The following is a 23,228-nucleotide window of genomic DNA, read 5'->3' as shown; positions in this document are numbered from 1 at the left end:
AACTTGATTCAGCATCTCATTATAGAAATAAAAACTCCTAAATAATTCATTTTTAGGAGTTTTTTTATGGTTTAAAAATAAGCTCTTAATTGAATGGTTCCCGTATGAATCGTTTTACTAGTTTCTGTTTTTCTGCCGAAGTAGTTTAAATTCAAATCTAAAAAAGCAGTCAGTTTTTTTTGTGCTAACAAACTCCATGTAAAGTTTTTTCCCGGTTGTAAACCCTCTAGCATTTGATAAGAAACAGGTGTATTTGCATTTCCGTTAAAAGCATTAGAAAAATAATTAAACTCCCCATTTATAGCATTTTTATCTTTATTTGAAAAGGCAAACGAGACACCATATTTATGCTGTTTTAAAGATTCTAAACCACCAACAGTATTCTCTTTTTTTGTGTGTTGATAAAAGATATCGAAACGCGAATTATCATTAAATAAATAAGAGATTTTAGGATTGAAAAGCGTTTCATCAAAATTGTAATTTTTGCTTGTAAAATTCTCACTGATGCTTTCATTTTTATCAAAAGCAGATTGAAATGATAGTAGCCAGCTTTCTTCAATTTTATGGTTAAAATTAAACTGATGACTTTTTAAGCTATTGGCAATAAAACCAACAGATAAAACATTCCGAGATTGGTTTGATAAATAGGTATACGATGTTGTGTAACGCTGTTTTCCGCGATTAAAAAATAATACATTTCTAAAGTTTAATTGTAAGCCCAATTGATTATCTGCATCATTTTCAAAAGGATTGAGATTGAAACTATTGCCTTCGCGCTTAATTTTTCTATCTATTAAATAACTGGTTTGATTATAAAAATGCGACCAAAATTTCCGTGATTTATTGTCGCTAACCGACCATTGGGATGGATTAATAGTCACCGTTTGACTCAACCTATTTTGGTGCGTTTTTATATAAATACGATTTGGCAGCAACACACGAATGTATTTACCTTGATCTTGAAATTGAGCAATTTCAAATTCCTCTAACTCTTGAATACCATTGGTGTTATAATCAATCCAAGTATAATTGCCTTGTCCAGTTTCAACTTCCACATAAGTAAAATCTTGTTGCGGTAAGGTTCCAGAATTGGTTTCAAAAACGGTATTCCATAATAATATTTGTTTGAAGAGCTTTTGATTGAATTGTAATCTAGAGTTTATAGACTGCTCGTCGTCAATCGTATCGTCTTCACTTCTCAATGTTCTGTAATTTGCGTAAAGCGACAGATTTGTATTGGTGTTTTGAATAAGTTTTGAATCTAAATAAAATGTATTAGATGTATTTACTTTTTGCAATTCGTTATTTCTGACGCTGTCGTTTACTCTATTTTTATATCCAATTTCAGCAAAAACTTTGGTACTATCACCAACGCCAAAAAACAATTCATACGATTTGAATTTTTGACTTAAAGGGGTTAAAATTTGGGTAGAGATATCTTTTTGCTCGTTATTTTCAATGGCTAACTTAGTACCTATCCAACTGTTTTGCATCCCGTAAGTAATGGTATTGTAAGACCTTAAAAATGTTGAAATGTTTACGTTAGATGTCGCTTTTAAAAAACTTGAATTAGAATTAATATTGAATTTATTAAGAAGTAAATTCATATAGGTAACATGTCTATTTCCATTAAAGTTTTCAGAGAATTCTAAATGTTCAAACTGATAATTTACAAGTCCTTTTTTTAGATAAATCAATTGCAATCCTGTTTTTGTAAATTGTTGATTGCCCAAAGGGTTTTCAATATTCCAATCACGAGAAAATTCAGCATTATATAAACGCTCAATGGTTTTAAAATTATTTTGAATAAAGTCACCATCAATAAAAGCATTTAAATTCCAAAGACTATCTTTTTTAATAATGTTTTGATTGATTTTAAGCTTTCCTGCAAATCCATTATTATTATCATCATTTAAACCAGAAAACAAGTTTAAATCGTTTTTACTGCCAGCCGCTTCAAAATGAATAGCTGTTTTTTCGGTGGGATTGTAGCTTCCATTAATAACCGCTATTTGAAGTTTTGTTGGTGCAATAAGTTGCACAATAGGGGCGTAATTTCCTTGATTAACACCAACATATTCATAAATGTTATTGATGGCATTAATACTACTTAAAATATAATCACCTTGATTTTCACCAACTCGCGTAAACGTAACACGATATAATTCATCATCTGGATTATTTGAAAAGATAAAGGCTTCAACACCGCTAATGAGTTCTTTTTTATAAAGAATTCTATTCTCGTTTAAAGCTTCTAAAACTTCAGATGGTGCAACCATTTGCGCTCTATCATCTCCAGCATTTGCTAATATTTGAACTTGTTCAGTCGATAAGTTTTGTTGCAAAGGTTGGTTTTTGGCATCATTTTCAGAATATACCGAAATGCCAAGTTTTAGTTTCTCACTTTCAAAACGCCCTCCTCCATAAGCTAATAAGCGGGAATAATTGCGTTCGCTTACTTGATAATCGACCGTAATTCGCATTTCGGAAGTGATAGGAAATGTGGAGTTGAAAATGATTTCGCCAGCATTATAATCTATAATATAATCATGGTTTTCGCCACGTTTTGCAGCAACACCATTTACATAAACGGTTTCGCTACCCGAAACAATAAGCACAAATAATTCGCCATTTTGTCCTTGTAATTTATATGGGCCTTGGTTGCCTTCTTGCGCATTAAATTCGCTTCTGGTAAATTGCCCACGGACAAAAGCACCTGCAGCAAATAGGTTGGTTTGTGCATCGTCGTTTCCTAATTTCGCATTAATCAATAATCCTTGCACACGTTTTGAAAAACTAGCAAAGTAAGAATCGGTATTTAGTAAATCAATATCGCCAGCCCGAATGTTCCAATTATCGCTAAACAGTTCAATAAACACTTGGTCGAATTCATCTAAACGTTGGCTATAACCACTTTCTTGTAAAGGAATGTTAGCATCTTGTATAGAGGCTCGTAAGGATACTTTATCGTTTAATTTTCCTGTAATTTGTAAATCTAATTCACTTTTTAAAACCGAATTTTGGTTGTTGCCAATAGTAACTCCACGAGAAATACTACCAGAAGTGGTTAAACCATCAAAAGGAATAAAATTTTTGGACTCGTTAGGTTGCGATAACTTATATAATATTTGGGCATTACTGTTGTTTTTAACAATAATGTTTTCGTCTAATTGCTTATAGGTTTTGGTTAAAAAATCGGGAAATTTTAAATAATTTATAATGATAGAATCTGCTTGAATAGGCTTTTTAAAAGTTAAAATGGCTTTTGGAAAATCTACAATATAATATGTGGAATCTATTATCGAGTTGTCTTTCACTTTAATCGAAAACGAATTGGGATTAATACTAACACTGTCAATTCTAATGGTATCTTTTACGGCAACTTTTTTAGTCTTGTAATTAGAGTTTTTGTTTTGTGCTAATGAGCAAAAACTAATAAAAAAGAGAAGAAAGGGTAGTAAACACTTCATTTAGATACTTAAACTGCAATACGCTTAAAATATTTTGTTAATAGCTTCGTTAAAACTCCTTATATAAATAATAGTGTAAATGTAACGCATTATTTATTTTAGCTGAAATCAATACGCTTTTTAAAAAAAGGGTATTGTCCCGACAGAGGTCGGGATCTTTTAAAACTTTAATTAAAAAAATTAATGAAAATTATATCCTATAACGTAAACGGTATTCGTGCAGCCATTAATAAAGGCTTTATCGATTGGTTAAAAAGTGCCAATCCAGATGTGATTTGTCTGCAAGAAATTAAAGCGATGAAAGAACAGTTGGATTTAAGTTTGTTTGAAAAAGCTGGTTATAGATACAACTATTGGTTTAGTGCCCAGAAAAAAGGATATAGCGGTGTCGCTATTTTAAGTAAAACAGAGCCAAATCATGTAGAATACGGCACAGGAATTGAGTCTATGGATTTTGAAGGCAGAAACCTAAGAGTAGATTTTGGAGGGGTTTCTGTGATGAGTTTATACTTACCATCGGGTACAAACGATGCACGGCTAAACCATAAGTTGGAGTATATGGATATGTTTCAAGATTATATAAATACGCTAAAAAAAGATATTCCTAATATAGTTGTTTGTGGCGATTATAATATTTGCCATGAAGAAATAGATATTCACAACCCTAAAATGAAAGGTGTTTCAGGGTTTTTACCCGTGGAACGTGAGTGGATAGGAAGCTTTATTAATAATGGATTTATTGATTCTTTTAGATATTTGAATAAAGAATCTCAGCAATATAGTTGGTGGAGTTATCGTGCTAATGCGCGAGCTAATAATAAAGGTTGGCGATTAGATTACGCCATGGTTTCGCAACCATTACAAGAAAACATTAAAAGAGCCGTTATACTCTCTGATGCAGTGCATAGCGATCATTGTCCAATTTTAGTAGAAATAGAAAATTAATATTTAACAAAAATAAATTTAACCTGAAATCATGATAAAAAAAATCACATTAACTGTATTTACTTTAGTGCTTTTAGTAAGCTGTGTGTCGCCAAAAGTATATAAAGAATTAGAAGGAAAATATGCTAATTTAAAACAAGAAAACAGAACCCTTTCAGATGAAAATGAAGCACTTTTAAACGCGAAAAACATAGCTGAAAATGAATTAAAGCAACTAACAGCAGCCTATAATGAAGCTGTTACAGAACGCGATAAATTACAAGCCGATTACAATGCTACAAAATCTAATTTAGATAATTTAAAAGCTTCTTATGATGCTTTAGAGAAAAATAGTTCTGCTTCAATTGCCGAAAATTCTAAGAAAAATAGAGAATTATTAGCACAATTAGAAGCCAAAGAACAAGCTTTAGCCGCAGAGAATGCACGATTAGCAAAACTTAAAAGAGAGCTACAAGACCGCTCGGATCGCGTAGCAGAATTAGAAAGTGTTATCGCATCAAAAGATGCTGCAATGACAGCGCTTAAAAACGCCATTTCAAAAGCCTTAACCGATTTTGAAGGTAAGGGTTTAACTGTTGAACAGCGAGACGGAAAAGTATATGTTTCAATGGAAAATAAGTTGTTGTTTAGTTCAGGAAGTTGGGCAGTAGGAGCAGAAGGTCGTAGAGCAGTTCAGCAATTGGGTAGTGTGTTAGGCGTTAATCCAGACATTGCTGTTTTAATTGAAGGACATACCGATAATGCACCATACCAGGGGAGCGGAAACTTAAGTGGTAACTGGGATTTGTCAACTAAACGTGCCACAGCCATTGTAAATATTCTTAGAGAAAACCCATCTATAAATGCCGAGAATTTAACAGCCGCTGGACGTGGTGAGTTTGCGCCAATTGCAACAAACGATACCGCAGAAGGGAAAGCTAAAAACAGACGTATTGAAGTTATTTTAACGCCTAAGTTAGACGAGCTTTCTAAGTTGTTAAACGAGAATTAATATTCGCAAAAACACTCTTTTGGGTTTTCCTAAAAGTTTCAGATAAATTGTCATTCTCGCGAAGGCGGGAATCTAAACAAAGATTTTCTTTGTTAGGGCGTTACCACAAGGGTCGCGCTTTCCGCTGTATCTTTTTTACGTCATAGCGAGGACGAAGGACGTGGCTATCTGTTAAATGTTTAGGTTTAAATAAAGTATTTTCCTTATTTTAAAAAAGGATGCCGCTGCAATCTCTAACGTATAAAAAACCTTTAAAACCCTTAATAGCTTTTAAAGGTTTTTTATCTTTATCCAATAGTTATAAATATAACTAAGTTGTCATTCCAGAGTTTATACTGAGTGAAGTCGAAGTACAGGCAGGAATCCACAGCAAACCTTGAAATTCAATTAAAAATATTCCCAACTTTTCGGGAATGACAAATACAGCATTTATGAAATACACAACATTACCAAATACCAATATAAAAGTTAGTAAAATATGTTTAGGTACGATGACATGGGGAAATCAAAATACTCAAGACGATGGTTTTGCTCAAATGGATTATGCATTAAATCAAGGCGTAAACTTTTTTGATACTGCCGAAATGTATGCGGTTCCAGCTAGTCCAGAAACTTATGGTAGTACAGAAACTATTATTGGTAATTGGTTTGCTAAAACTGGTAATCGAGATAAAGTAATTTTAGCCTCAAAAATTGCCGGCAATGGTGATTATACAGCGCATATTCGTACTAATGGTTTTGCTCCAGAGGCTCTTAAAGAAGCAGTAAACGATAGTTTAAAACGTTTGCAAACCGATTATATTGATTTATACCAATTACACTGGCCAGAACGCGAAACAAATTATTTTGGAGTTAGAGATTATAAACATAACCCAAATGATGCGTGGGAAGATAATTTTAATGAAGTTTTACATACACTTGATGGCATAATTAAAGCAGGTAAAATTAGAAATGTTGGTATTTCAAACGAAAAGGCTTGGGGAACTATGCGTTATTTAGAGGAATCTAAATTAAATAATTTACCAAGAATGGCAACCATTCAAAACCCATATTCGTTATTATGCAGAACCTTTGAAGGTGATTTAGCCGAAGTATCTATTCGCGAAAATATAGGCTTGTTAGCATATTCGCCAATGGCGTTTGGTGTACTATCTGGAAAGTATATAAAAGGGACAGCAGCAGATAACGCACGTTTAAAACTATTCCCAAGATTTGGTCGTTATACCAATCCACAAGCTACTGAAGCAACAAAAAAGTATTTAAAGATTGCTGAAGATAATAACATGACTTTAGCACAAATGAGTTTAGCATTTGTAACTCAACAGCCTTTTGTAACCAGTAATATTATTGGTGCTACTAATTTAGAGCAGCTTAAAGAAAATATTGATAGTGTTGATGTGGTTTTGAATGATGAAGTACTAGCACAGATTAATGAAGTGCATGATACTATTCCTAATCCTGCGCCTTAAAGATTTCGTAAGGTGAAAATAATCTACATATATTTGTTATATGAATGAAAATGAGTTACTTCAAATTATTACGAAATACTTTAGAGAAAATATTCTAGAGAATCATAAAAAGAATGTTCTTAAAGAACATTCTAAATTGAAATCGTATAAAATAAATCCAATTATTGTTAAATATTTATCTAAAGTATTGGAGAATAACTACACTCCAATTGGAATTGCTAAAGCTTTATATTATCCAAGAGTTTTAGGGACGTCGATTACTACTTCATTTGGAACAAGAATTCAGAGAATGTTTGTTGAATTGGGGTTAGCAGATGGTTCTTTAATACCAGAAATGGATATTGAATTTATTGATAAAATAGATAATAGGAGAAAGTGGTGTCAATTGAAATCTGGACCAAATACTATTAACTCTGGTGATGTAAATCCATTATTGCGTAAGTTCTCAAAGGTTGCAAACTTGGGTAGAACTAACGCTATGAATCTAAATAACACAGACTTAATTTTGGGTGTTTTATATGGTAGTGAAGAACAATTAAGTCAGCATTACAGGAAAATTGATGAGACTTACCCAGTAATAATTGGTGCTGAATTTTGGCATAGATTAACAGGGTTCTCTGATTTTTATGAAAAACTAGTAGCAAGTTTAGATTCTATGATTTTAAATATAGATACTGAGAATTTTTTTGAAAGAGGTTATATTGAGTTGGCTATTGAAATCGAAAATTCAGATTTATTTGATTTCAAGTAAAGTTTATTCAAAAATTTAATAATTGAATAACCGATTTCTTGTCCCAAATTACAAGGAACAGCATTTCCTATTTGCTTATATTGCTGAGAAACAGATCCAATAAATTTCCATTCATCTGGAAAAGTTTGAATTCTGGCGTATTCTCTAACAGTAAATGGTCTCGTTTCATCTGGATGACATCGTTCTGTTTGTTTTTGTGCTGGACTACAAGTTAAAGTTAAACTAGGTTCATCCCAACCAATTCTTCTTGCCATTCCAGTTTTTCCTCCACCTAAATAAAAGCTTTTTCCCATATATTCTTTCTGAATATCTATTGGCAAATCCCTCCAATACCCTTTAGGAGGAATTAAATCAAGAATTTCTTTTTTATGTTCAGGGTATTTTGACCCTTCTGATTTGGGAGCTTTACAATTATATAAATCTCCTTTTTTAAGTGCGTCAACTAAATTGTATATCTTTTTATGAGGTTTTGGATATTCATATTTAACATCAATATCTTTTCTAACACCAACCAAAATTAGTCTTTCTCTTTTTTGTGGAACTCTATAATTAATTGCTTTTAAAACTTTTACAGGAACAACATTATATCCAATTTCATCGAGTATTGAAATCATTCCTTCTAAGGTTTTTCCTTTTTCATGACTTAATAATCCTCGAACATTTTCTCCAATACAAATAGGAGGATTTACTTCTCGTACTACTCTTGCAAATTCATAAAACAAAGTGCCTCTGGCATCATTAAGTCCGAGTTTTTTTCCCGCATAGCTAAATGCTTGACAAGGAAAACCACCAGTTACTACATCTACCTTTCCATTATATTCTTTAAAAGAAAAATCTTTAATATCGCCTTCTAATACATTCCAATTTGGTCGATTTTTTTTTAAAGTTTGGCAAGCCCATTTATCAATTTCATTCAGAGCGACGCATTTCAATCCAGCTTGTTCCATTCCCACAGCTAGCCCGCCAGCCCCGGCAAAAAGTTCTAAAACTGAATAATCATTGTGAGGCTTTATGAAATTTGAAACTTCATCTTTGTCAACTGTATTTAATAAATTACCTAGTAGAAGTTGAACATCTTCTTTATGATAAACTCTATAATTAGAAACGGGTTCTCTTACAGCTTTTAATATGCCTTCGTTATCCCATCTTCTGAGAGTTTCTTTGCATTTTCCAACAAGTTCTGCTGTTTCAGCTAAGGATAAATATTCTTTTATAACCACATTACTAAACATTAAACATTGGTTACAAATTTAATTTAAAAAATAGGACTGTCAAAATAAATTAACTAAATCGTAAATTTATTTTAAAAAGACTAATAATTGTGATATGAAAAACCAGACTCACTGGCTAGTCGCGTAAGGGATAGAACGGCATGTTTGAGCTCGCCGACGATAGGAGGAAGCGAGTAGTGAAAGCCCGACCTATTTAGGTAACGCCTAAATAATAATTAAACCTTGTTATTAGAATGAGATTGTCACAACCTAAAGCTTTCGTAATGGCATATAAAGCAAAAACGCCTTACTAAATAAATAGTAAGGCGTTTTTTAATTATTTAATTTGTTTACCATCTTTATCGAAAAAATGATATTCTAAGTATGTGTAAGCATCTCTTGGTAAAACTTTAACCCATTTTTTGTGCTCCAAAAACCATTTTGAACGCACTGATGGAAAACCTTTTGTTAAGAAGGCTGCTATAAAAGGATGTGTGTTTAAAGTCAGCTTTTTATAGTCTTTTTTTAATAGCTTTTCAAGATCGTGATTTATTTTTTGCACCAATCCTATTGGAGCTTCTACCTCAGAGCCATTAATAATCTCATCAGGATTTTCCTCACGAGTTTTAATGTTCATTTCTGGTCGAACACGTTGTCTTGTTATTTGTATCAATCCAAATTTACTTGGAGGCAATATTTTGTGTTTTGCTCTATCGTCCTTCATTTCATCACGAAGGTGATTAAACAACTTTTGCCTATTTTCTGCACTGGTTAAATCAATAAAATCGACTACTATAATACCACCCATATCACGTAATCGTAATTGGCGTGCCATTTCGGTAGCTGCGATTAAATTAACTTCAAGTGCTGTATCCTCTTGGTTATTTGCTTTGTTAGATCTATTTCCGCTGTTTACATCTATAACATGCAGTGCTTCGGTATGTTCTATTACCAAATATGCGCCTTTTGCCATAGAAACGGTTTTGCCAAAGGAGGTTTTAATTTGTCTTTCAATTCCGAATTTTTCAAAAATTGGAACGTTAGACTGATACAATTTAACTATTGATTCTTTTTTTGGTGCAATTTCTTGCACGTAATCTTTAATTTGATAGTAAAGCTCTTCATCATCAACAGTAATTCCTGTAAAGGTGTCGTTAAATATGTCTCGTAAAATTGACGAAGCTTTATTCATTTCTCCTAATACTTTACTGGGATGATGTGCTTTGTGTAGCTTTTTACACATTGCCGTCCAACGACTAAGCAAGTTTTGTAAATCTTTATCTAGTTCAGCTACTTTTTTGCCTTGTGCTACCGTACGAACAATAATACCAAAACCTTGCGGTGTGATACTTTTAACCAATCGTTTTAATCTGTCTTTTTCTTCTTTGTCTTCTATTTTTTGTGAAATAGAGATGCGGTTAGAAAAAGGAACTAAAACAATATATCTACCAGCTATGGAAAGCTCAGAACTAATTCTAGGACCTTTAGTTGATATAGGTTCTTTTACTATTTGTACTAATAGCGATTGATTTGATTTTAAGACATCGGCAATTTTGCCATCTTTATCAATATCTTTTTCAAATGGGAAATTTTTTAAAGAAAAATCGTTTAGTTTACCTGTGCTTACACGTTTTGTGAATTTTAAAAGCGAAGGTAGCTTAGGACCTAAATCGTGATAATGCAAAAAAGCATCTTTCTCGTAACCTACATTAACAAATGCAGCATTTAGTCCAGGAACAGCTTTTCGGATTTTGGCTATAAACACATCACCTACCGAGAAGTCGTTACTATCTTCATCTTTCTGTAATTCAATAAGTTTTCCATCTTTTAATAAGGCAAAATCAACATCGTCGGAACTAGATCGAATGATTAATTCTTTATCCATTTAGTTAATTTTTATCCATACACTCTAGTTAGTCGTTAATTATTAAAAGTTAATAGTTGAATTCTTTTAGAATAACAACCAAAAACTAATAACTAAAAACCAGTAACCAAATTATACAGATGGATTATACATTATTTTTTATCACAGGATTTTTAATCCGTGGAGTTCAAAATACATCAAATTTGACGCTAAAAAATTAATGAACTCATTTCAATGAACTTGTTGTTTTTAAAACCGAAAAAAGTAGCTAATCTAACTACTTTTTTGGGTTTATTTTTTCTTTTTGTGACGGTTAGCGCGTCTACGTTTTTTACGTTTGTGCGTCGCTACCTTATGTCTTTTACGTTTTTTACCACTTGGCATAAATAGTGTCTTTTTAAATTAATAATTCGTTTGATGCTCTTTATTACTTTACGTCTACATTTGTTTTAACGCCTTCTACAAAAACTTTTGCAGGCTTAAATGCAGGAATATTATGAGCAGGTATTTTAATAGTTGTATTCTTAGAAATATTTCTGCCAGTTTTTTCTGCTCTAGTTTTAATAATAAAGCTTCCAAAACCTCTTAAATAAACATTATCACCACTTTCTAGCGACGTTTTTACTTCTTCCATAAATGTTTCAACAGTTGCTTGAACATCACCTTTTTCAATTCCTAATTTCTCAGAAATTTTTGCTACTAAATCAGCCTTCGTCATTTTTAATATATTATTTTTAGTTACTATTATAGATTATAAAAGGGATGCAAATATAGGAATTAAATATTCAATATTTCAAACCTAATTCATTAAAATTTAAGAATATAAACGTTTATTTTTGTTTGCTTTATTTAACTAAATAATGAGATTTACAAAAGCAGTAATACGTTGGTATTCAAATAATAAGAGAGATTTGCCTTGGAGGCAAACGAAAGTTCCTTATTATATATGGTTATCAGAAATTATTTTACAACAAACACAAGTTAAACAAGGGCTACCTTATTATGAAGCGTTTGTTACTAAATATCCAACAGTTTTTGATTTAGCTAATGCCAATGAAAGTGATGTGTTAAAGTTATGGCAAGGACTTGGGTATTATTCTCGTGCCAGAAACTTACACGCTACTGCGAAATATATTGCTAGTGAATTAAACGGTGTTTTCCCGAACAGTTATAAAGATTTATTAAAATTAAAAGGCGTTGGTGATTATACGGCTAGTGCTATGGCATCTATTTGTTTTAATGAAGTTTCTGCTGTGGTTGATGGTAATGTGTATCGTGTTTTGGCACGATATTTTGGAATGGATACGCCTATTAATTCATCAAAAGGAGCTAAGCAGTTTAAAGCATTAGCTCAAGAATTAATAGATGAAAAAAATCCTGCAGAATTTAACCAAGCCATTATGGAATTTGGCGCAGTGCAATGCAAACCTAAAAGTCCAGATTGTAATGCTTGTCCTTTAAACAAAGGATGCATTGCATTTAATAAAAGTAGAATAGCAGAATTACCAGTTAAAATTAAATCCGCGAAAGCAAAAACAAAGCATTTTAATTTTTTGGTATTTATTTCAAAAAACCAAAAAACCCTATTAGAAAAACGAGAAGGCAAAGGCATTTGGCAAAATTTATATCAGTTTCCTTTAGTAGAAACTAACAAAGAGCAAAGCTATGAAGTGTTTAAAGAACTTATAAAATCACATGATTTATTAACAGGTATGCCATTTGAATTAGTACTATATAATAAGGATGCTATTATTCATAAATTATCGCATCAGCATTTATATACTAAATTCTGGATTGTAAATGTAGATAGTCTTTTGGCTGAAGGTGTTTCAATTGAAAGAGTTCATGATTTTCCTGTACCTATTATTATAGGTAATTTTATAGAGGCCTTTAATTTTTAAATTAGTCTCACTAGTGTTTGAGTTTCTATTGAAATTGCCACGACCTAGTCAACAGTAATTTAAAATAAGAGCATGTTCGTTTTTAGCTTTTTACTTACACAAACAAACATTCTTTTGTGGTATGATTATAAACAATCATATTTTTTTATTAATTTTAAGTTTATCAATTGCAAAAGAGTAATTTTGTAGCATTAAATTAAAAAGATAAGGTTATGTCTGGAACACTAAATAAAGTAATGCTTATTGGGCATTTAGGAGATGAGGTAAAAATGCATTATTTTGAAGGTGGAGGTTGTATAGGTCGTTTTCCATTGGCTACAAACGAAACCTATACTAGCAAACAAACTAATGAGCGCATTACAAATACTGAATGGCATAATATTGTTGTGCGAAATAAAGGGGCTGAAATTTGCGAAAAGTATTTAAGCAAAGGCGATAAGGTTTATATAGAAGGCAGATTGAAAACCAGAAAATGGCAAGACGATAAAGGTGCTGATAGATATTCGACTGAAATTCATTGTTCGGATTTCACTTTTTTATCCACTAAAAAAGAAAGTGAAAATAACGTAGCAAATAAGCCAGTTACTCAAAACCCTGTAACAAAACCATCTGAAAAAAATGAGTCTAATGGTGAAGGAAATGATGACCTACCGTTTTAATTTATTGTTTAACTAATACCATGGTAATTGGATCCTGATCCCGCGAGTTTTATAGTATTACTTATTGCAATTGATTTTTCAGTTGTTAGTGGGTTTACATTGTTGTTTTTACTGTTAATTTGCTCTGGACTTATTTCTGGTGCCGAAGTGGCGTTGTTTTCTCTTACAAGAACCGATATTGAAGAGGGTTTAGAGAATAATTCTAAGCGCATACAAATTATAGCTAAACTTTTAGAGCGTCCTAAAAAATTATTGGCCACCATATTAGTGTCAAATAATTTTATAAACATAGCTATTGTTATTTTATTCGCTTATTTGGGCAGTAATATGTTTGATGCTATTACATCTCCCGTATTAAAATTCACATTAGAAGTTATTATAGTAACCTTTCTTATTTTATTGTTTGGCGAAATATTACCCAAAATCTATGCTAGTAGAAATAAGCTAAAATTTGTGTCGTTTATGGCATACCCACTGCGGGTTTTAGATGTCTTATTAACGCCTATAAGTATGCCCATGCGTGGTGTTACATTGGCTATTCATAAAAAATTAGGCAAGCAAAAATCGAATTTGAGTGTCGACCAATTATCACAAGCTTTAGAGCTTACAAGTGAAGACGATACGACCAAAGAGGAGCAAAAAATATTGCAAGGTATAGTGTCTTTTGGAAATACCGACACTAAACAAGTTATGCGACCAAGAATTGATATTTTCGCGCTAAATATAGAGCAAAAATATGCTGAAATTATGCCCGAAATAATTGCAAATGGCTATTCTAGAATACCTGTTTATAAGGATAATATTGATACTATTGAAGGTGTTCTATACGTAAAGGATTTATTGCCATATATTGATAGAAAACAATTTGATTGGTCAACCTTATTACGCGAACCCTTTTTTGTGCCAGAGAATAAAAAGTTAGATGATTTAATGGCAGAATTTCAAGAGAAAAAAGTGCACTTGGCAGTTGTTGTTGATGAATATGGAGGTACTTCAGGGTTAATCTCTTTAGAAGATATTATTGAAGAAATTGTTGGTGATATAAGTGATGAGTTTGATGATGAAGATTTAATGTATTCAAAACTAGACGAAAATAATTATGTATTTGAAGGTAAAACAGCTTTAAAAGATTTTTATAAAGTTATTAAAATTGAAGATGATACTGTTTTTGAAGAATATAAAGGTGAAGCAGAAACCGTTGCTGGTTTTGTTTTAGAAATATCTAAAAGCTTCCCAAAGTTAAATAGTAAAATAAATTTTAAAAATTACGTTTTCACTATAGAAGCTTTAGATAAGAAAAGGATAAAACTTGTAAAACTTACAATTACTTAATGAAGAACTTTTTGTGTTTATTTCTTATAGTTGTTTTCTCTATTTCTTGTAGAGAAGATTATGTGCCAAAACCAAAGGCCTATTTAAGATTAGATTACCCGAAAGCTAATTATGTGAAATCAAATATTAGTGTTCCTTTTGCATTTGAAACTAATTTACTAGCTACAAAACTAAAAATGAATGATGTTAATGCAACTACCGAGAGTTATGGAATTAACATTGAGTACCCATCATTAAAAGGTACTATTTTTTTAACTTACAAAGCCGTAGAAGGAAACAAAAAAAACTTAATAGATTTTTTGCGTGACGCACAAAATTTTACGCAAAAACACAATATAAAAGCCGATGGTATTTTAGAAACGGTTTACGAAAACTCAGAAAAAAAAACCTACGGTATGTTTTATGAAGTGGAAGGTAATGCGGCTTCGCAATCTCAATTTTATTTAACAGATAGCATTAATCATTTTTTAACAGGATCGTTATATTTCTATGCGAAACCCAATTACGATTCCATTCTTCCTGCAGCAAACTATTTGCAAAAAGACATTAAGCATATTATGGAAACTGTGGAGTGGAAATAAAAAAGCCTCTCAATTTTGAGAAGCTTTTTTGATAAGTATATGATTCTAAAAATTAAGCCTCAGCTTTTTCTGCACAACACGCCTTTTTACAATCGGCAGCACATGCTTTTTTCTCAGCATCAGTTTTATTAGCGCAACATGGTTTTGTGCAATCTGCAGTGCATGCTTTTTTTGTTGAAAAACCTTCAACCGTTTTCATATCGCTAACTTTATAAATGTCGGCAACTTTAGTTACGGTTTCTTCAAGTGATGTTGGAGTAACTTTAGCTTCGTTATATTCAACCATAGCTAGTTTTCTATCAAAATCTACTGTAGCAGATTTTACACCATCCATTTTAGCAATTTTCTTTTGAATAGTTGCAGCGCAACCAATTTGACAAGTCATACCATCAATAGTGAATTCCGCTTTTGCATATGTTGCATTCGGGTCTAATTTTTTAGAGGTTTCTGAAGCAACTTCAATAGTTTTAACCTCAGGTTTTGTTTCATTTTTACAACTAAAAGCAATAAATGTAATTAATGCAATAGCTATAATATTTTTAAATGTTTTCATTTAGATATGTTTTAAATTAATAAATTTAATCTATGAGATTTAAAATATTTCAAACCTAAAATAATTAAATGCTCATTATGGGTTACAAAACTACTAAATATTGATGTTTCTTTGCGTTAAAAAGTGGAATTTGTTATTCTTATAAATATTAAATGAACAATGTCAATTTAAAATGGGTGTATCTTTTTGCGCTTTCAATAATTTGGGGCAGCTCTTTTATACTCATGAAAAAAGTGTTAATAGGATTAACACCAGTACAGTTAGGTTCTTTAAGAATATTATTTACAGGTTTTTTTCTTTTTATAGTTGGGTTTAATAAGTTAAAAACCATTAAGCCTAAAGATTGGAAATGGGTAAGTGTTACAGGTGTTTTAGGTACTTTCTTTCCTGTTTTCTTTTTTGCTTATGCACAAACCGAAATTGATAGCTCAATAGCGTCTATTTTAAATTCATTAGTACCTTTAAATACGGTTATTATTGGGTTTATTGTTTTTAAAATAACATCAACCAAAAGACAAATATTGGGTGTTTTCATAGGTTTATTAGGCGCTGTATTGCTAATAGCAAATGGTGCTTCAATTAATTCAAATCAAAATTATTTATATACTATTTATATAATTCTGGCAACTGTTTCGTACGCTACCAGTGTTAATGTTTTAAAAAGATACTTGCAAAATATGCATGCGCTTACCATAGCAGTTGGAAACTTTGTAGTTATAATCATACCAGCTATTGTTATACTTATTAGTTCTGGTTTTTTTAAGGCTGAAGTTTTGGCATCTCCAAATCTTAAGCCGGCCTTGTTTTATTTGGTTATTTTATCGCTTTTTGGAACAGCTGTTGCAAAAGTTTTGTTTAATAAGTTGGTGCATGTAGCAACTCCGGTTTTCGCATCTTCTGTAACCTATTTAATGCCAATAGTTGCCATTTTTTGGGGTGTTTTAGATGGTGAAAGTTTAAGTTTATTGCAAATAATAGCTAGTTTGGTTATTTTGTTTGGAGTTTATTTATCACATAGGCGAAAGAGTTAATCTTGTTTAAGGCGTTTAAAATGAGTGATTTATTTAAAAATACTTTGACAGAAATTATTTTAAATCAATTTTTTTTACGAAATTTAAGAGCCTTACAAGTGAGTTTCATGTTGAAACTTAGCATAAATCTATTTTAAACTTCCTAAATTATATATAGTACATGATAAAATTTTTAATATGAGGGCATAAAGTTTTACAGAAGCTCTCAATTTTTTAATTAATGTTTAATAATTAAAAGATTTAAGCAGATGAAAACAATAACACTTCCTATTCGGTTTGGCCTTGTTACTAGCGCAGTACTTATTGCATACTTTTTAATTTTAGCATTATTTAATAAACATACTAATCCGGTTTTTAGTTTTTTTAATGCTGTTATTACAGTTTTTGGTATATATGAAGCCGTTCGGTTAAAAAAGCTTAGAGATGCTGAACTTTTTTCTTATGGTGAAGGCTTTAAAACGGGTATTGTAACAGGCTTTGTAGCTACCTTATTCTTTACTCTATTTTTCTTGTTTTATGCAACTGAAATTAATCCTGGTTTTTTGCCAAATTTACTTGAAAAACTTAATGGACAATTTAATTTGGATATAGGTATGATTACTTTTGTCGTTGCAGTAATGGGGTTTGCTACATCTGTAGTTTCTACGCTTACAGTTATGCAACTTTTTAAAAATAGCAAAAATATTCTTCAAAACAGATAAATGGTTTGTGGTTTAATTAATTAGATGTATATTTGCACTCATTTTTTGAACAAAATTAATTAATAAAAATTCGCTATGTACGCAATTGTAGAGATAGCAGGGCATCAATTTAAAGTTGAAAAAGACCAAAGAGTTTATGTTAACCGTTTACAAACTGAAGAAGGTAAGAAAGTTTCTTTCGATAATGTTCTTTTGGTTGGTGATGGTGACAAAATAACTGTAGGCGCCCCAGCTATAGACGGAGCACAAGTAAGTGCTAAAGTCTTAAAGCACCTTAAAGGTGATAAAGTAATCGTTTTCAAAAAGAAAAGACGTAAAGGTTACCGTGTTAAAAATGGTCACCGTCAATCTTTAACAGAAATTGTAATTGAAAGCATTGCTGCTTCAGGAGCAAAAAAGGCAGCCCCAGCTAAAGCTGAGAAAGCAGCTCCAAGTAAAGAAGTTAAAAAAGCAGAACCAAAAGCAAAAGTTGAAACTGCAGCGCCAAAAGCTGAAGCAACTCAAGATTTAAGCAAATTAACAGTTGCTGAATTAAAAGAGATGGCAAAAGCAAAAGGAGTTGAAGGTATTTCTTCAATGAAAAAGGCTGATTTAATTGCTGCATTAAGCTAATTATTAACAATATAAAAACTTAAGACAATGGCTCATAAAAAAGGAGTAGGTAGTTCTAAGAATGGTAGAGAATCAGAATCGAAACGTTTAGGTGTTAAGATTTTTGGTGGACAAGCTGCCATTGCAGGAAACATTATCATAAGACAACGTGGTAATACACATCACCCAGGTGAAAACGTTTACCAAGGAAAAGATCATACTTTGCATGCACAAGTTGATGGTCTTGTTAAATTTACAAAGAAAAAAGATAACAAATCTTACGTTTCTATTGAGCCTTTTGAAGCTTAAGAAATGATTTCTTTTAGATATTTAAAACCTTTCTGGATAACAACAGGAAGGTTTTTTTATGCCTTTAATATATCGCTTACTATTTTTAAATGATGCTTAGTATGCATCTCTAAAAATCGTAACGTTTGCTTTTTAGATAATTTTCCAAAAATAAAATGCTTGAAATAAGCCGTTTTAGGTAAAACTTCTAAAGCGTCAATATGGTTTTTTGCAGTTTGTATTTGAGCGTGTAAATCTTCATCTAAAATAATATTTGGTGGCTGTACCATTTTTGGAGCTTTAACTTTTCCTCTTGGGATATAACCTATCGGAAGTAAAACTGCACGCCAAAAATTAAATTTTCGCTCATATTCTTTTGGATTAGATTTTATAGTCCATTCGCAAACAGCATTAAAAACTTTTAAGCTATGATCCAGTTGCCAGCCAATATTGGATGTAGAAATCAAATCACTTTTTTTATCTTTAAAAAGAATGTTTTTTTCTATTTCAGATAATAATTCATTTAAAATCTTAATCTTTTTATTTGTCATAGTTGAAATTTAATTTAAAAAGATATTGATTAAATTCTTAACTTAGGCTATTGGATATTGTTTTACTTAAAATTATTGATTATGCTACCGTTTAGATCAGAAATTAGAAATTCTCCAAGTCAACAAACTATTAAGATTTTTTTGAGTGATGAATCTCTAGGTGCTAAGATTAAAAAGCATTTAGAGCATTTTAATGAGATTGAAATGATTGAAATAAGCGAAAGTATTGGGCAAAATCGAGTTCCCGAAAATATTACGGTTTTCTTGAAAGAAGATGTAGATATTAATAAAATGAAGCAGTCAATCGATTCTAGTTTATGGTGGTATTTTGAAGAGGATATGGTGGATTGACTAGAATTCGATATTGTTTCCTTCAATGAATTTATTTATAGTTTCAGCCCATTCTTCATTGGCGTAATGAAAAACTAGACCACTTTCTTTTTTCCCAAACCAAGCAAACGTCGCGGTGTCCTGAATAATACCTTTTGTAAAGTTATCATAATAGTTATATTTTATTTTTAAGATTGCGGCTTCATATTTTTCATTAATATCAGTACTAGTGAATTTTTCAGAACTATAAATTTGTAGTCTTCTTGAGGAGTTGGTAGAGACATTTAATTGACCGTTGGATGTCTGCTCTAAAATCAAATGATTATTAATAATTTTACCTTTCCCTAAAATAATGACACCAGATAATTTTAAATCAATAGCTTCTCGTTTTCCACTATTACTAAAATTATAATTTATTCTATAAAAATCTGAATCTCCATATACTGCAAATTTTACAGATACATCAACAGTGGGTTTTTCGGATTCAAATCTTTTTTTATCAATTTTTAGCTGCTCTTTTACTTTTTTATCAAATTCTTTAGTTTGAGTCAGAGTTCTATTTAATGTTCTGTTTTGCTCATTTATATTATTAATTATAGATTCAGATTTTTTTAAACTTTCATTTAAATTAGTAATTATAGAATCTGCTTTTGTTTTTAATTTTTCAGTGTTAACGAGTGTTGTATCAATCTTAGCAACTTTATCTGTTTCGTCTTTGTCTTTTGAAACTTCATATTTTATTGAATAAAATAGTCCGCTTAGAACTAAAATAATAGAAATAAAGATTAAAAAATATTTATCATTTTTATTGTTTGTAAAATCAAAAAAGAATGCCAACAATGTTAAAATAGCACCTATGACTAATGTTATAATAAAATATTTCATTGTAGTTTTTTTACAAGGTTTGAGATTATAAATTTAAGAAAAATTTTATTCATAGGTAGGTTTTTACGTGCTAGGGATTGAACGGTCTGTTTGAGCTCCCCGACACAGGAGGGAGCGAGTAGTGAAAGCCCGACCCTTGTGGTAACGCCCAAGAAAAAATCCCAAACATTGCTGCTTGGGATTTGTGTTTTATAAGATTCCTTTTTTCAAAGGAATTTAGTATCTATAATGCTCTGGCTTATAAGGACCACCAACTGTTACACCAATATATTCTGCTTGATATGGTTTTAATTCGGTTAACTCCACCCCAATTTTTTCTAAGTGTAATTTTGCTACTTTTTCATCTAAATGTTTTGGTAACATGTATACATCATTTTGGTAAGCATCAGCGTTGTTCCAAAGCTCGATTTGCGCTAAAGTTTGATTTGTGAATGAGTTACTCATTACAAAACTTGGGTGGCCAGTGGCGCATCCTAAATTTACCAAACGCCCTTCGGCAAGTATGATAATATCTTTTCCGTCAATAGTATATTTATCAACTTGTGGCTTAATAGTGTTTTTAGTATTGCCGTAGTTATCATTTAACCATGCCATTTGTATTTCGTTATCAAAATGACCAATATTACACACTATGGTTTTGTCTTTCATAGCCTTAAAATGCTCTGCACGAACAATGTCTTTATTCCCTGTTGTGGTAATTACAATGTCAGAATTAGCAACAACGGTTTCTAGTTTTTTAACTTCAAATCCATCCATGGCAGCCTGAAGCGCACAAATAGGATCAATCTCTGTAACAGTTACTATACTTCCTGCACCTTTAAAAGAGGCTGCTGTACCTTTTCCAACATCACCATAACCACAAACGGTAACGCGTTTTCCCGCTAACATTAAATCGGTAGCACGACGAATGGCATCAACCGCACTTTCTTTACAACCGTATTTATTATCGAATTTAGATTTTGTAACAGAATCGTTTACGTTAATGGCTGGCATTGGTAAGGTTCCGTTTTTTACACGCTCGTATAATCTGTGAACTCCTGTTGTTGTTTCTTCAGATAAACCTTTAATTCCTTCAGCTAATTCTGGGTATTTATCTAAAACCATATTGGTTAAATCTCCGCCATCATCAAGAATTAGGTTAAGTGGTTTTCTATCTTCACCAAAGAATAAGGTTTGCTCGATACACCAATCAAATTCTTCTTCGGTCATATCTTTCCATGCGTAAACCGCAGTTCCAGCAGCAGCAATTGCAGCGGCAGCTTGATCTTGTGTTGAGAATATGTTGCAAGAACTCCAAGTTACTTCAGCTCCCAAAGCTTGTAATGTTTCAATTAAAACTGCAGTCTGTATAGTCATATGTAAACAGCCTGCGATACGTGCGCCTTTAAGTGGTTGTGAATCTCCGTATTCTTCGCGTAAACTCATTAATCCTGGCATCTCAGCTTCTGCTAACTCTATTTCTTTTCGTCCCCATTCTGCAAGCGATATATCTTTTACTTTATTTGCTACGTAAGGAATTGTTTTTGTACTCATAGTATTTTTCTTATTGTTTTAAAAGCATAACAACTTTGTTTTAGCACTTAAAAATAGTTAAATTCGCTTATCAAAAATTGCTACATGTCTTAGACTGTGCAAAGATAATCAATAACTTTCAGAATAATAAATGCCGCTGTATAAAACCATTACTCCAAACTCACAAACTACTGTTAAAATCTGGAAGATTTCTGAGTCTTATGCCGATTTATTCCAGTCTGTTACTTTAAAATCTAATAGTTTAGAGCGTGTTTTGGGTATGAAAAGTGAGATGCATCAGCGTGGGTTTTTAAGTGTCCGGAAATTATTAGAAGAGTTTGGATACACCGATGCCGATTTATTTTATGATGAGAATGGAAAACCTCACTTAAAAGATGGCAAACAAATTTCTATAACACATTCATTTAATTTTTCAGCAGTTATAATAAGTGATTTAATTATTGGAATAGATATTGAAAAACAACGTGATAAAATTAATATTATCGCACATAAATTTATTGATTACGAGTTCGATTATTTGAATAAAAACGATAAAAATTACATAAAAAAACTAACCACTATTTGGTGTGTAAAGGAATCGTTATATAAACTTTATGCAAAGCCAGGATTGAGTTTTAAAAAACACTGTTTGGTAATTCCGTTTAATATTAAGGATGATGAAACGGTTGCTTGGATTGATTATAAAACTACAAAACACAGATATAATATTCACTTCTTGGAGTTTGAAGGTTTTACTTGTGCGTATGCTATGGCTTAATAAGAAAAGAGAATAAAGAAAATAGAGAATAGAGTAGAGAAAATCATTCGTGTATTTGTGGCAAATAGAAAGATATATCAAAGCATAATAAAATCAATTTCTGCTAAAGAAAAATTATTAGCCGTTTTAATCGACCCTGATAAATTTCATATTAAGGATGTTACTCATTTCTTTGGAAAAGTAAATCAATCTATAGCTACTCATATTTTTGTTGGAGGTAGTACTGTTGAAGTTGAAGCGACTGAAACATTAGTTTTTGAAATTAAAAAGCACACTAAATTACCAGTTATTTTATTTCCTGGAGCAGTTTCTCAAATAACAAATAAAGCCGATGGACTTTTGTTTTTATCATTAATATCTGGCAGAAACCCAGACTATTTAATAGGCAAGCATGTTGAGTCTATTTCGAAATTAAAAAACACACAGTTAGAAATAATATCTACAGGATATGTTTTAATTGAAAGTGGTAAAAAAACAGCGGTTGAGCGTGTAACAAAAACAAAGCCTATAGATAGATATGCCATTCAAAAAATAGTTGATACCGCCACAGCAGGAGAATTATTAGGTATGAAGCTTATGTATTTAGAAGCAGGAAGTGGAGCGTCGCGTCCTGTGACTTCTGAAATAATTAGTCTAGTAAAGAAAAACATAAACATTCCATTGATAGTTGGTGGCGGAATAAAAAATAAGCAACAATTAGAAAACGCATATTTGTCTGGAGCAGATTTAGTTGTTATTGGTACTGCTTTTGAAGAAGATGAATCGTTTTTTGAAGAATTAAAAGAAAAACCGAATGTCGCTTCGAAAGTAGCTGAAAAGTCTCATTTAAAATAA

23 protein-coding genes are annotated in these 23,228 nt (G+C 31.6%); 15 read left to right on the top strand and 8 right to left on the bottom strand.

Features of this window, described 5'->3' with window-relative positions:
• Positions 1-71: 71 nt before the first annotated feature.
• Positions 72-3,470: a hypothetical protein gene (locus RG22_RS06845; RefSeq protein ID WP_034041968.1), complete on the bottom strand. Its 3,399-nt coding sequence runs from the start codon at positions 3,468-3,470 to the stop codon at positions 72-74.
• A gap of 183 nt (positions 3,471-3,653) precedes the next feature.
• Here RG22_RS06845 and RG22_RS06840 point away from each other — a divergent pair, with 183 nt between their 5' ends.
• The 4 genes from RG22_RS06840 to RG22_RS06825 all read left to right on the top strand — a co-directional run bounded on the left by RG22_RS06840 (position 3,654) and on the right by RG22_RS06825 (position 7,626).
• The gene (locus RG22_RS06840; RefSeq protein ID WP_034041966.1) at positions 3,654-4,415 is read left to right on the top strand and encodes an exodeoxyribonuclease III; all 762 of its coding nucleotides are present in this window, start codon (positions 3,654-3,656) and stop codon (positions 4,413-4,415) included.
• Between the two features lie 31 nt (positions 4,416-4,446).
• The gene (locus RG22_RS06835; RefSeq protein WP_034041965.1) at positions 4,447-5,406 is read left to right on the top strand and encodes an OmpA family protein; all 960 of its coding nucleotides are present in this window, start codon (positions 4,447-4,449) and stop codon (positions 5,404-5,406) included.
• A gap of 431 nt (positions 5,407-5,837) precedes the next feature.
• Positions 5,838-6,875, top strand: coding sequence for an aldo/keto reductase (locus RG22_RS06830; protein ID WP_034045833.1), 1,038 nt, complete (start codon positions 5,838-5,840; stop codon positions 6,873-6,875).
• Between the two features lie 40 nt (positions 6,876-6,915).
• Positions 6,916-7,626: a PmeII family type II restriction endonuclease gene (locus RG22_RS06825; RefSeq protein WP_034041963.1), complete on the top strand. Its 711-nt coding sequence runs from the start codon at positions 6,916-6,918 to the stop codon at positions 7,624-7,626.
• Here RG22_RS06825 and dcm read toward each other — a convergent pair.
• The 3 genes from dcm to RG22_RS06810 all read right to left on the bottom strand — a co-directional run bounded on the left by dcm (position 7,572) and on the right by RG22_RS06810 (position 11,419).
• The gene (gene dcm / locus RG22_RS06820) at positions 7,572-8,846 is read right to left on the bottom strand and encodes a DNA (cytosine-5-)-methyltransferase (protein WP_034045831.1); all 1,275 of its coding nucleotides are present in this window, start codon (positions 8,844-8,846) and stop codon (positions 7,572-7,574) included. The genes RG22_RS06825 and dcm overlap by 55 nt on opposite strands.
• A 328-nt stretch (positions 8,847-9,174) precedes the next feature.
• Positions 9,175-10,722: an Rne/Rng family ribonuclease gene (locus RG22_RS06815; protein ID WP_034041961.1), complete on the bottom strand. Its 1,548-nt coding sequence runs from the start codon at positions 10,720-10,722 to the stop codon at positions 9,175-9,177.
• A 406-nt stretch (positions 10,723-11,128) separates the two neighbouring features.
• Positions 11,129-11,419 (bottom strand): HU family DNA-binding protein, encoded by a 291-nt coding sequence (locus RG22_RS06810; protein ID WP_019386001.1) that lies wholly within the window; start codon positions 11,417-11,419, stop codon positions 11,129-11,131.
• Between the two features lie 142 nt (positions 11,420-11,561).
• Between RG22_RS06810 and mutY the strand changes: the two genes are divergently transcribed.
• From mutY to gldD, 4 genes are all read left to right on the top strand, one after another.
• Positions 11,562-12,602, top strand: a complete 1,041-nt coding sequence (mutY, locus tag RG22_RS06805) for an A/G-specific adenine glycosylase (protein ID WP_034041960.1) — start codon at positions 11,562-11,564, stop codon at positions 12,600-12,602.
• A 212-nt stretch (positions 12,603-12,814) separates the two neighbouring features.
• On the top strand, positions 12,815-13,261 hold the full coding sequence (locus RG22_RS06800) for a single-stranded DNA-binding protein (protein WP_034041959.1): 447 nt from the start codon (positions 12,815-12,817) through the stop codon (positions 13,259-13,261).
• A gap of 27 nt (positions 13,262-13,288) precedes the next feature.
• Positions 13,289-14,593, top strand: coding sequence for a gliding motility-associated protein GldE (locus RG22_RS06795; protein ID WP_034041958.1), 1,305 nt, complete (start codon positions 13,289-13,291; stop codon positions 14,591-14,593).
• Entirely contained in the window at positions 14,593-15,174 is a 582-nt protein-coding gene (gene gldD / locus RG22_RS06790; protein ID WP_034041957.1) for a gliding motility lipoprotein GldD, read from the top strand. Before RG22_RS06795 ends, gldD begins: the two co-directional genes overlap by 1 nt.
• A 52-nt stretch (positions 15,175-15,226) precedes the next feature.
• Here the strand turns inward: gldD and RG22_RS06785 are convergent, their stop codons facing one another.
• On the bottom strand, positions 15,227-15,727 hold the full coding sequence (locus tag RG22_RS06785) for a heavy-metal-associated domain-containing protein (RefSeq protein ID WP_034041956.1): 501 nt from the start codon (positions 15,725-15,727) through the stop codon (positions 15,227-15,229).
• A 152-nt stretch (positions 15,728-15,879) separates the two neighbouring features.
• On the opposite strand from RG22_RS06785, the gene RG22_RS06780 reads away from it, so the two are divergent.
• The 4 genes from RG22_RS06780 (at position 15,880) to rpmA (ending at position 18,359) form a co-directional block, all read left to right on the top strand.
• Positions 15,880-16,758 (top strand): DMT family transporter, encoded by an 879-nt coding sequence (locus RG22_RS06780; protein ID WP_034041955.1) that lies wholly within the window; start codon positions 15,880-15,882, stop codon positions 16,756-16,758.
• A 248-nt stretch (positions 16,759-17,006) separates the two neighbouring features.
• Positions 17,007-17,459 carry a DUF4199 domain-containing protein gene (locus RG22_RS06775; RefSeq protein WP_034041954.1) on the top strand — a complete coding sequence of 151 codons (453 nt, stop codon included), beginning with the start codon at positions 17,007-17,009 and terminating at the stop codon, positions 17,457-17,459.
• A 75-nt stretch (positions 17,460-17,534) separates the two neighbouring features.
• Positions 17,535-18,071, top strand: a complete 537-nt coding sequence (gene rplU, locus RG22_RS06770; RefSeq protein ID WP_034041953.1) for a 50S ribosomal protein L21 — start codon at positions 17,535-17,537, stop codon at positions 18,069-18,071.
• A gap of 27 nt (positions 18,072-18,098) precedes the next feature.
• A complete protein-coding gene (gene rpmA / locus RG22_RS06765) occupies positions 18,099-18,359 on the top strand; it encodes a 50S ribosomal protein L27 (protein ID WP_034041951.1) in 261 nt (86 codons plus the stop codon).
• Positions 18,360-18,415: 56 nt separating this feature from the next.
• On the opposite strand, the gene RG22_RS06760 is transcribed toward rpmA, so the two are convergent.
• Positions 18,416-18,889, bottom strand: coding sequence for a DUF1569 domain-containing protein (locus tag RG22_RS06760; RefSeq protein ID WP_034041949.1), 474 nt, complete (start codon positions 18,887-18,889; stop codon positions 18,416-18,418).
• 81 nt (positions 18,890-18,970) lie between these two features.
• On the opposite strand from RG22_RS06760, the gene RG22_RS06755 reads away from it, so the two are divergent.
• Positions 18,971-19,240: a hypothetical protein gene (locus RG22_RS06755; RefSeq protein WP_034041947.1), complete on the top strand. Its 270-nt coding sequence runs from the start codon at positions 18,971-18,973 to the stop codon at positions 19,238-19,240.
• On the opposite strand, the gene RG22_RS06750 is transcribed toward RG22_RS06755, so the two are convergent.
• Both RG22_RS06750 and ahcY read right to left on the bottom strand, forming a co-directional pair.
• Positions 19,241-20,104, bottom strand: a complete 864-nt coding sequence (locus RG22_RS06750) for a hypothetical protein (protein WP_034041945.1) — start codon at positions 20,102-20,104, stop codon at positions 19,241-19,243. It lies immediately after the preceding gene.
• 216 nt (positions 20,105-20,320) lie between these two features.
• Positions 20,321-21,637 (bottom strand): adenosylhomocysteinase, encoded by a 1,317-nt coding sequence (ahcY, locus tag RG22_RS06745; RefSeq protein WP_034041943.1) that lies wholly within the window; start codon positions 21,635-21,637, stop codon positions 20,321-20,323.
• Positions 21,638-21,767: 130 nt separating this feature from the next.
• Between ahcY and RG22_RS06740 the strand changes: the two genes are divergently transcribed.
• Positions 21,768-22,394, top strand: coding sequence for a 4'-phosphopantetheinyl transferase family protein (locus RG22_RS06740; protein WP_034041941.1), 627 nt, complete (start codon positions 21,768-21,770; stop codon positions 22,392-22,394).
• Between the two features lie 57 nt (positions 22,395-22,451).
• On the top strand, positions 22,452-23,228 hold the full coding sequence (locus RG22_RS06735) for a phosphoglycerol geranylgeranyltransferase (RefSeq protein WP_052143667.1): 777 nt from the start codon (positions 22,452-22,454) through the stop codon (positions 23,226-23,228).

It is taken from the genome of Wocania ichthyoenteri Th78, from assembly GCF_000789235.1.
Lineage (GTDB): Bacteria > Bacteroidota > Bacteroidia > Flavobacteriales > Flavobacteriaceae > Wocania_A > Wocania_A ichthyoenteri.
The sequence above is the reverse complement of the archived record's forward strand: the minus strand, read 5'-3'. Positions and strand labels throughout refer to the sequence as shown.

Excerpts from the sequence above, each read along its gene's own strand:
- RG22_RS06845 (WP_034041968.1), bottom strand. The coding sequence starts at position 3,470 with ATGAAGTGTTTACTACCCTTTCTTCTCTTTTTTATTAGTTTTTGCTCA.
- RG22_RS06840 (WP_034041966.1), top strand. The coding sequence starts at position 3,654 with ATGAAAATTATATCCTATAACGTAAACGGTATTCGTGCAGCCATTAAT.
- RG22_RS06835 (WP_034041965.1), top strand. The coding sequence starts at position 4,447 with ATGATAAAAAAAATCACATTAACTGTATTTACTTTAGTGCTTTTAGTA.
- RG22_RS06830 (WP_034045833.1), top strand. The coding sequence starts at position 5,838 with ATGAAATACACAACATTACCAAATACCAATATAAAAGTTAGTAAAATA.
- RG22_RS06825 (WP_034041963.1), top strand. The coding sequence starts at position 6,916 with ATGAATGAAAATGAGTTACTTCAAATTATTACGAAATACTTTAGAGAA.
- RG22_RS06815 (WP_034041961.1), bottom strand. The coding sequence starts at position 10,722 with ATGGATAAAGAATTAATCATTCGATCTAGTTCCGACGATGTTGATTTT.
- RG22_RS06810 (WP_019386001.1), bottom strand. The coding sequence starts at position 11,419 with ATGACGAAGGCTGATTTAGTAGCAAAAATTTCTGAGAAATTAGGAATT.
- mutY (WP_034041960.1), top strand. The coding sequence starts at position 11,562 with ATGAGATTTACAAAAGCAGTAATACGTTGGTATTCAAATAATAAGAGA.
- RG22_RS06800 (WP_034041959.1), top strand. The coding sequence starts at position 12,815 with ATGTCTGGAACACTAAATAAAGTAATGCTTATTGGGCATTTAGGAGAT.
- gldD (WP_034041957.1), top strand. The coding sequence starts at position 14,593 with ATGAAGAACTTTTTGTGTTTATTTCTTATAGTTGTTTTCTCTATTTCT.
- RG22_RS06785 (WP_034041956.1), bottom strand. The coding sequence starts at position 15,727 with ATGAAAACATTTAAAAATATTATAGCTATTGCATTAATTACATTTATT.
- RG22_RS06780 (WP_034041955.1), top strand. The coding sequence starts at position 15,880 with ATGAACAATGTCAATTTAAAATGGGTGTATCTTTTTGCGCTTTCAATA.
- RG22_RS06775 (WP_034041954.1), top strand. The coding sequence starts at position 17,007 with ATGAAAACAATAACACTTCCTATTCGGTTTGGCCTTGTTACTAGCGCA.
- rplU (WP_034041953.1), top strand. The coding sequence starts at position 17,535 with ATGTACGCAATTGTAGAGATAGCAGGGCATCAATTTAAAGTTGAAAAA.
- rpmA (WP_034041951.1), top strand. The coding sequence starts at position 18,099 with ATGGCTCATAAAAAAGGAGTAGGTAGTTCTAAGAATGGTAGAGAATCA.
- RG22_RS06760 (WP_034041949.1), bottom strand. The coding sequence starts at position 18,889 with ATGACAAATAAAAAGATTAAGATTTTAAATGAATTATTATCTGAAATA.
- RG22_RS06755 (WP_034041947.1), top strand. The coding sequence starts at position 18,971 with ATGCTACCGTTTAGATCAGAAATTAGAAATTCTCCAAGTCAACAAACT.
- RG22_RS06750 (WP_034041945.1), bottom strand. The coding sequence starts at position 20,104 with ATGAAATATTTTATTATAACATTAGTCATAGGTGCTATTTTAACATTG.
- ahcY (WP_034041943.1), bottom strand. The coding sequence starts at position 21,637 with ATGAGTACAAAAACAATTCCTTACGTAGCAAATAAAGTAAAAGATATA.
- RG22_RS06740 (WP_034041941.1), top strand. The coding sequence starts at position 21,768 with ATGCCGCTGTATAAAACCATTACTCCAAACTCACAAACTACTGTTAAA.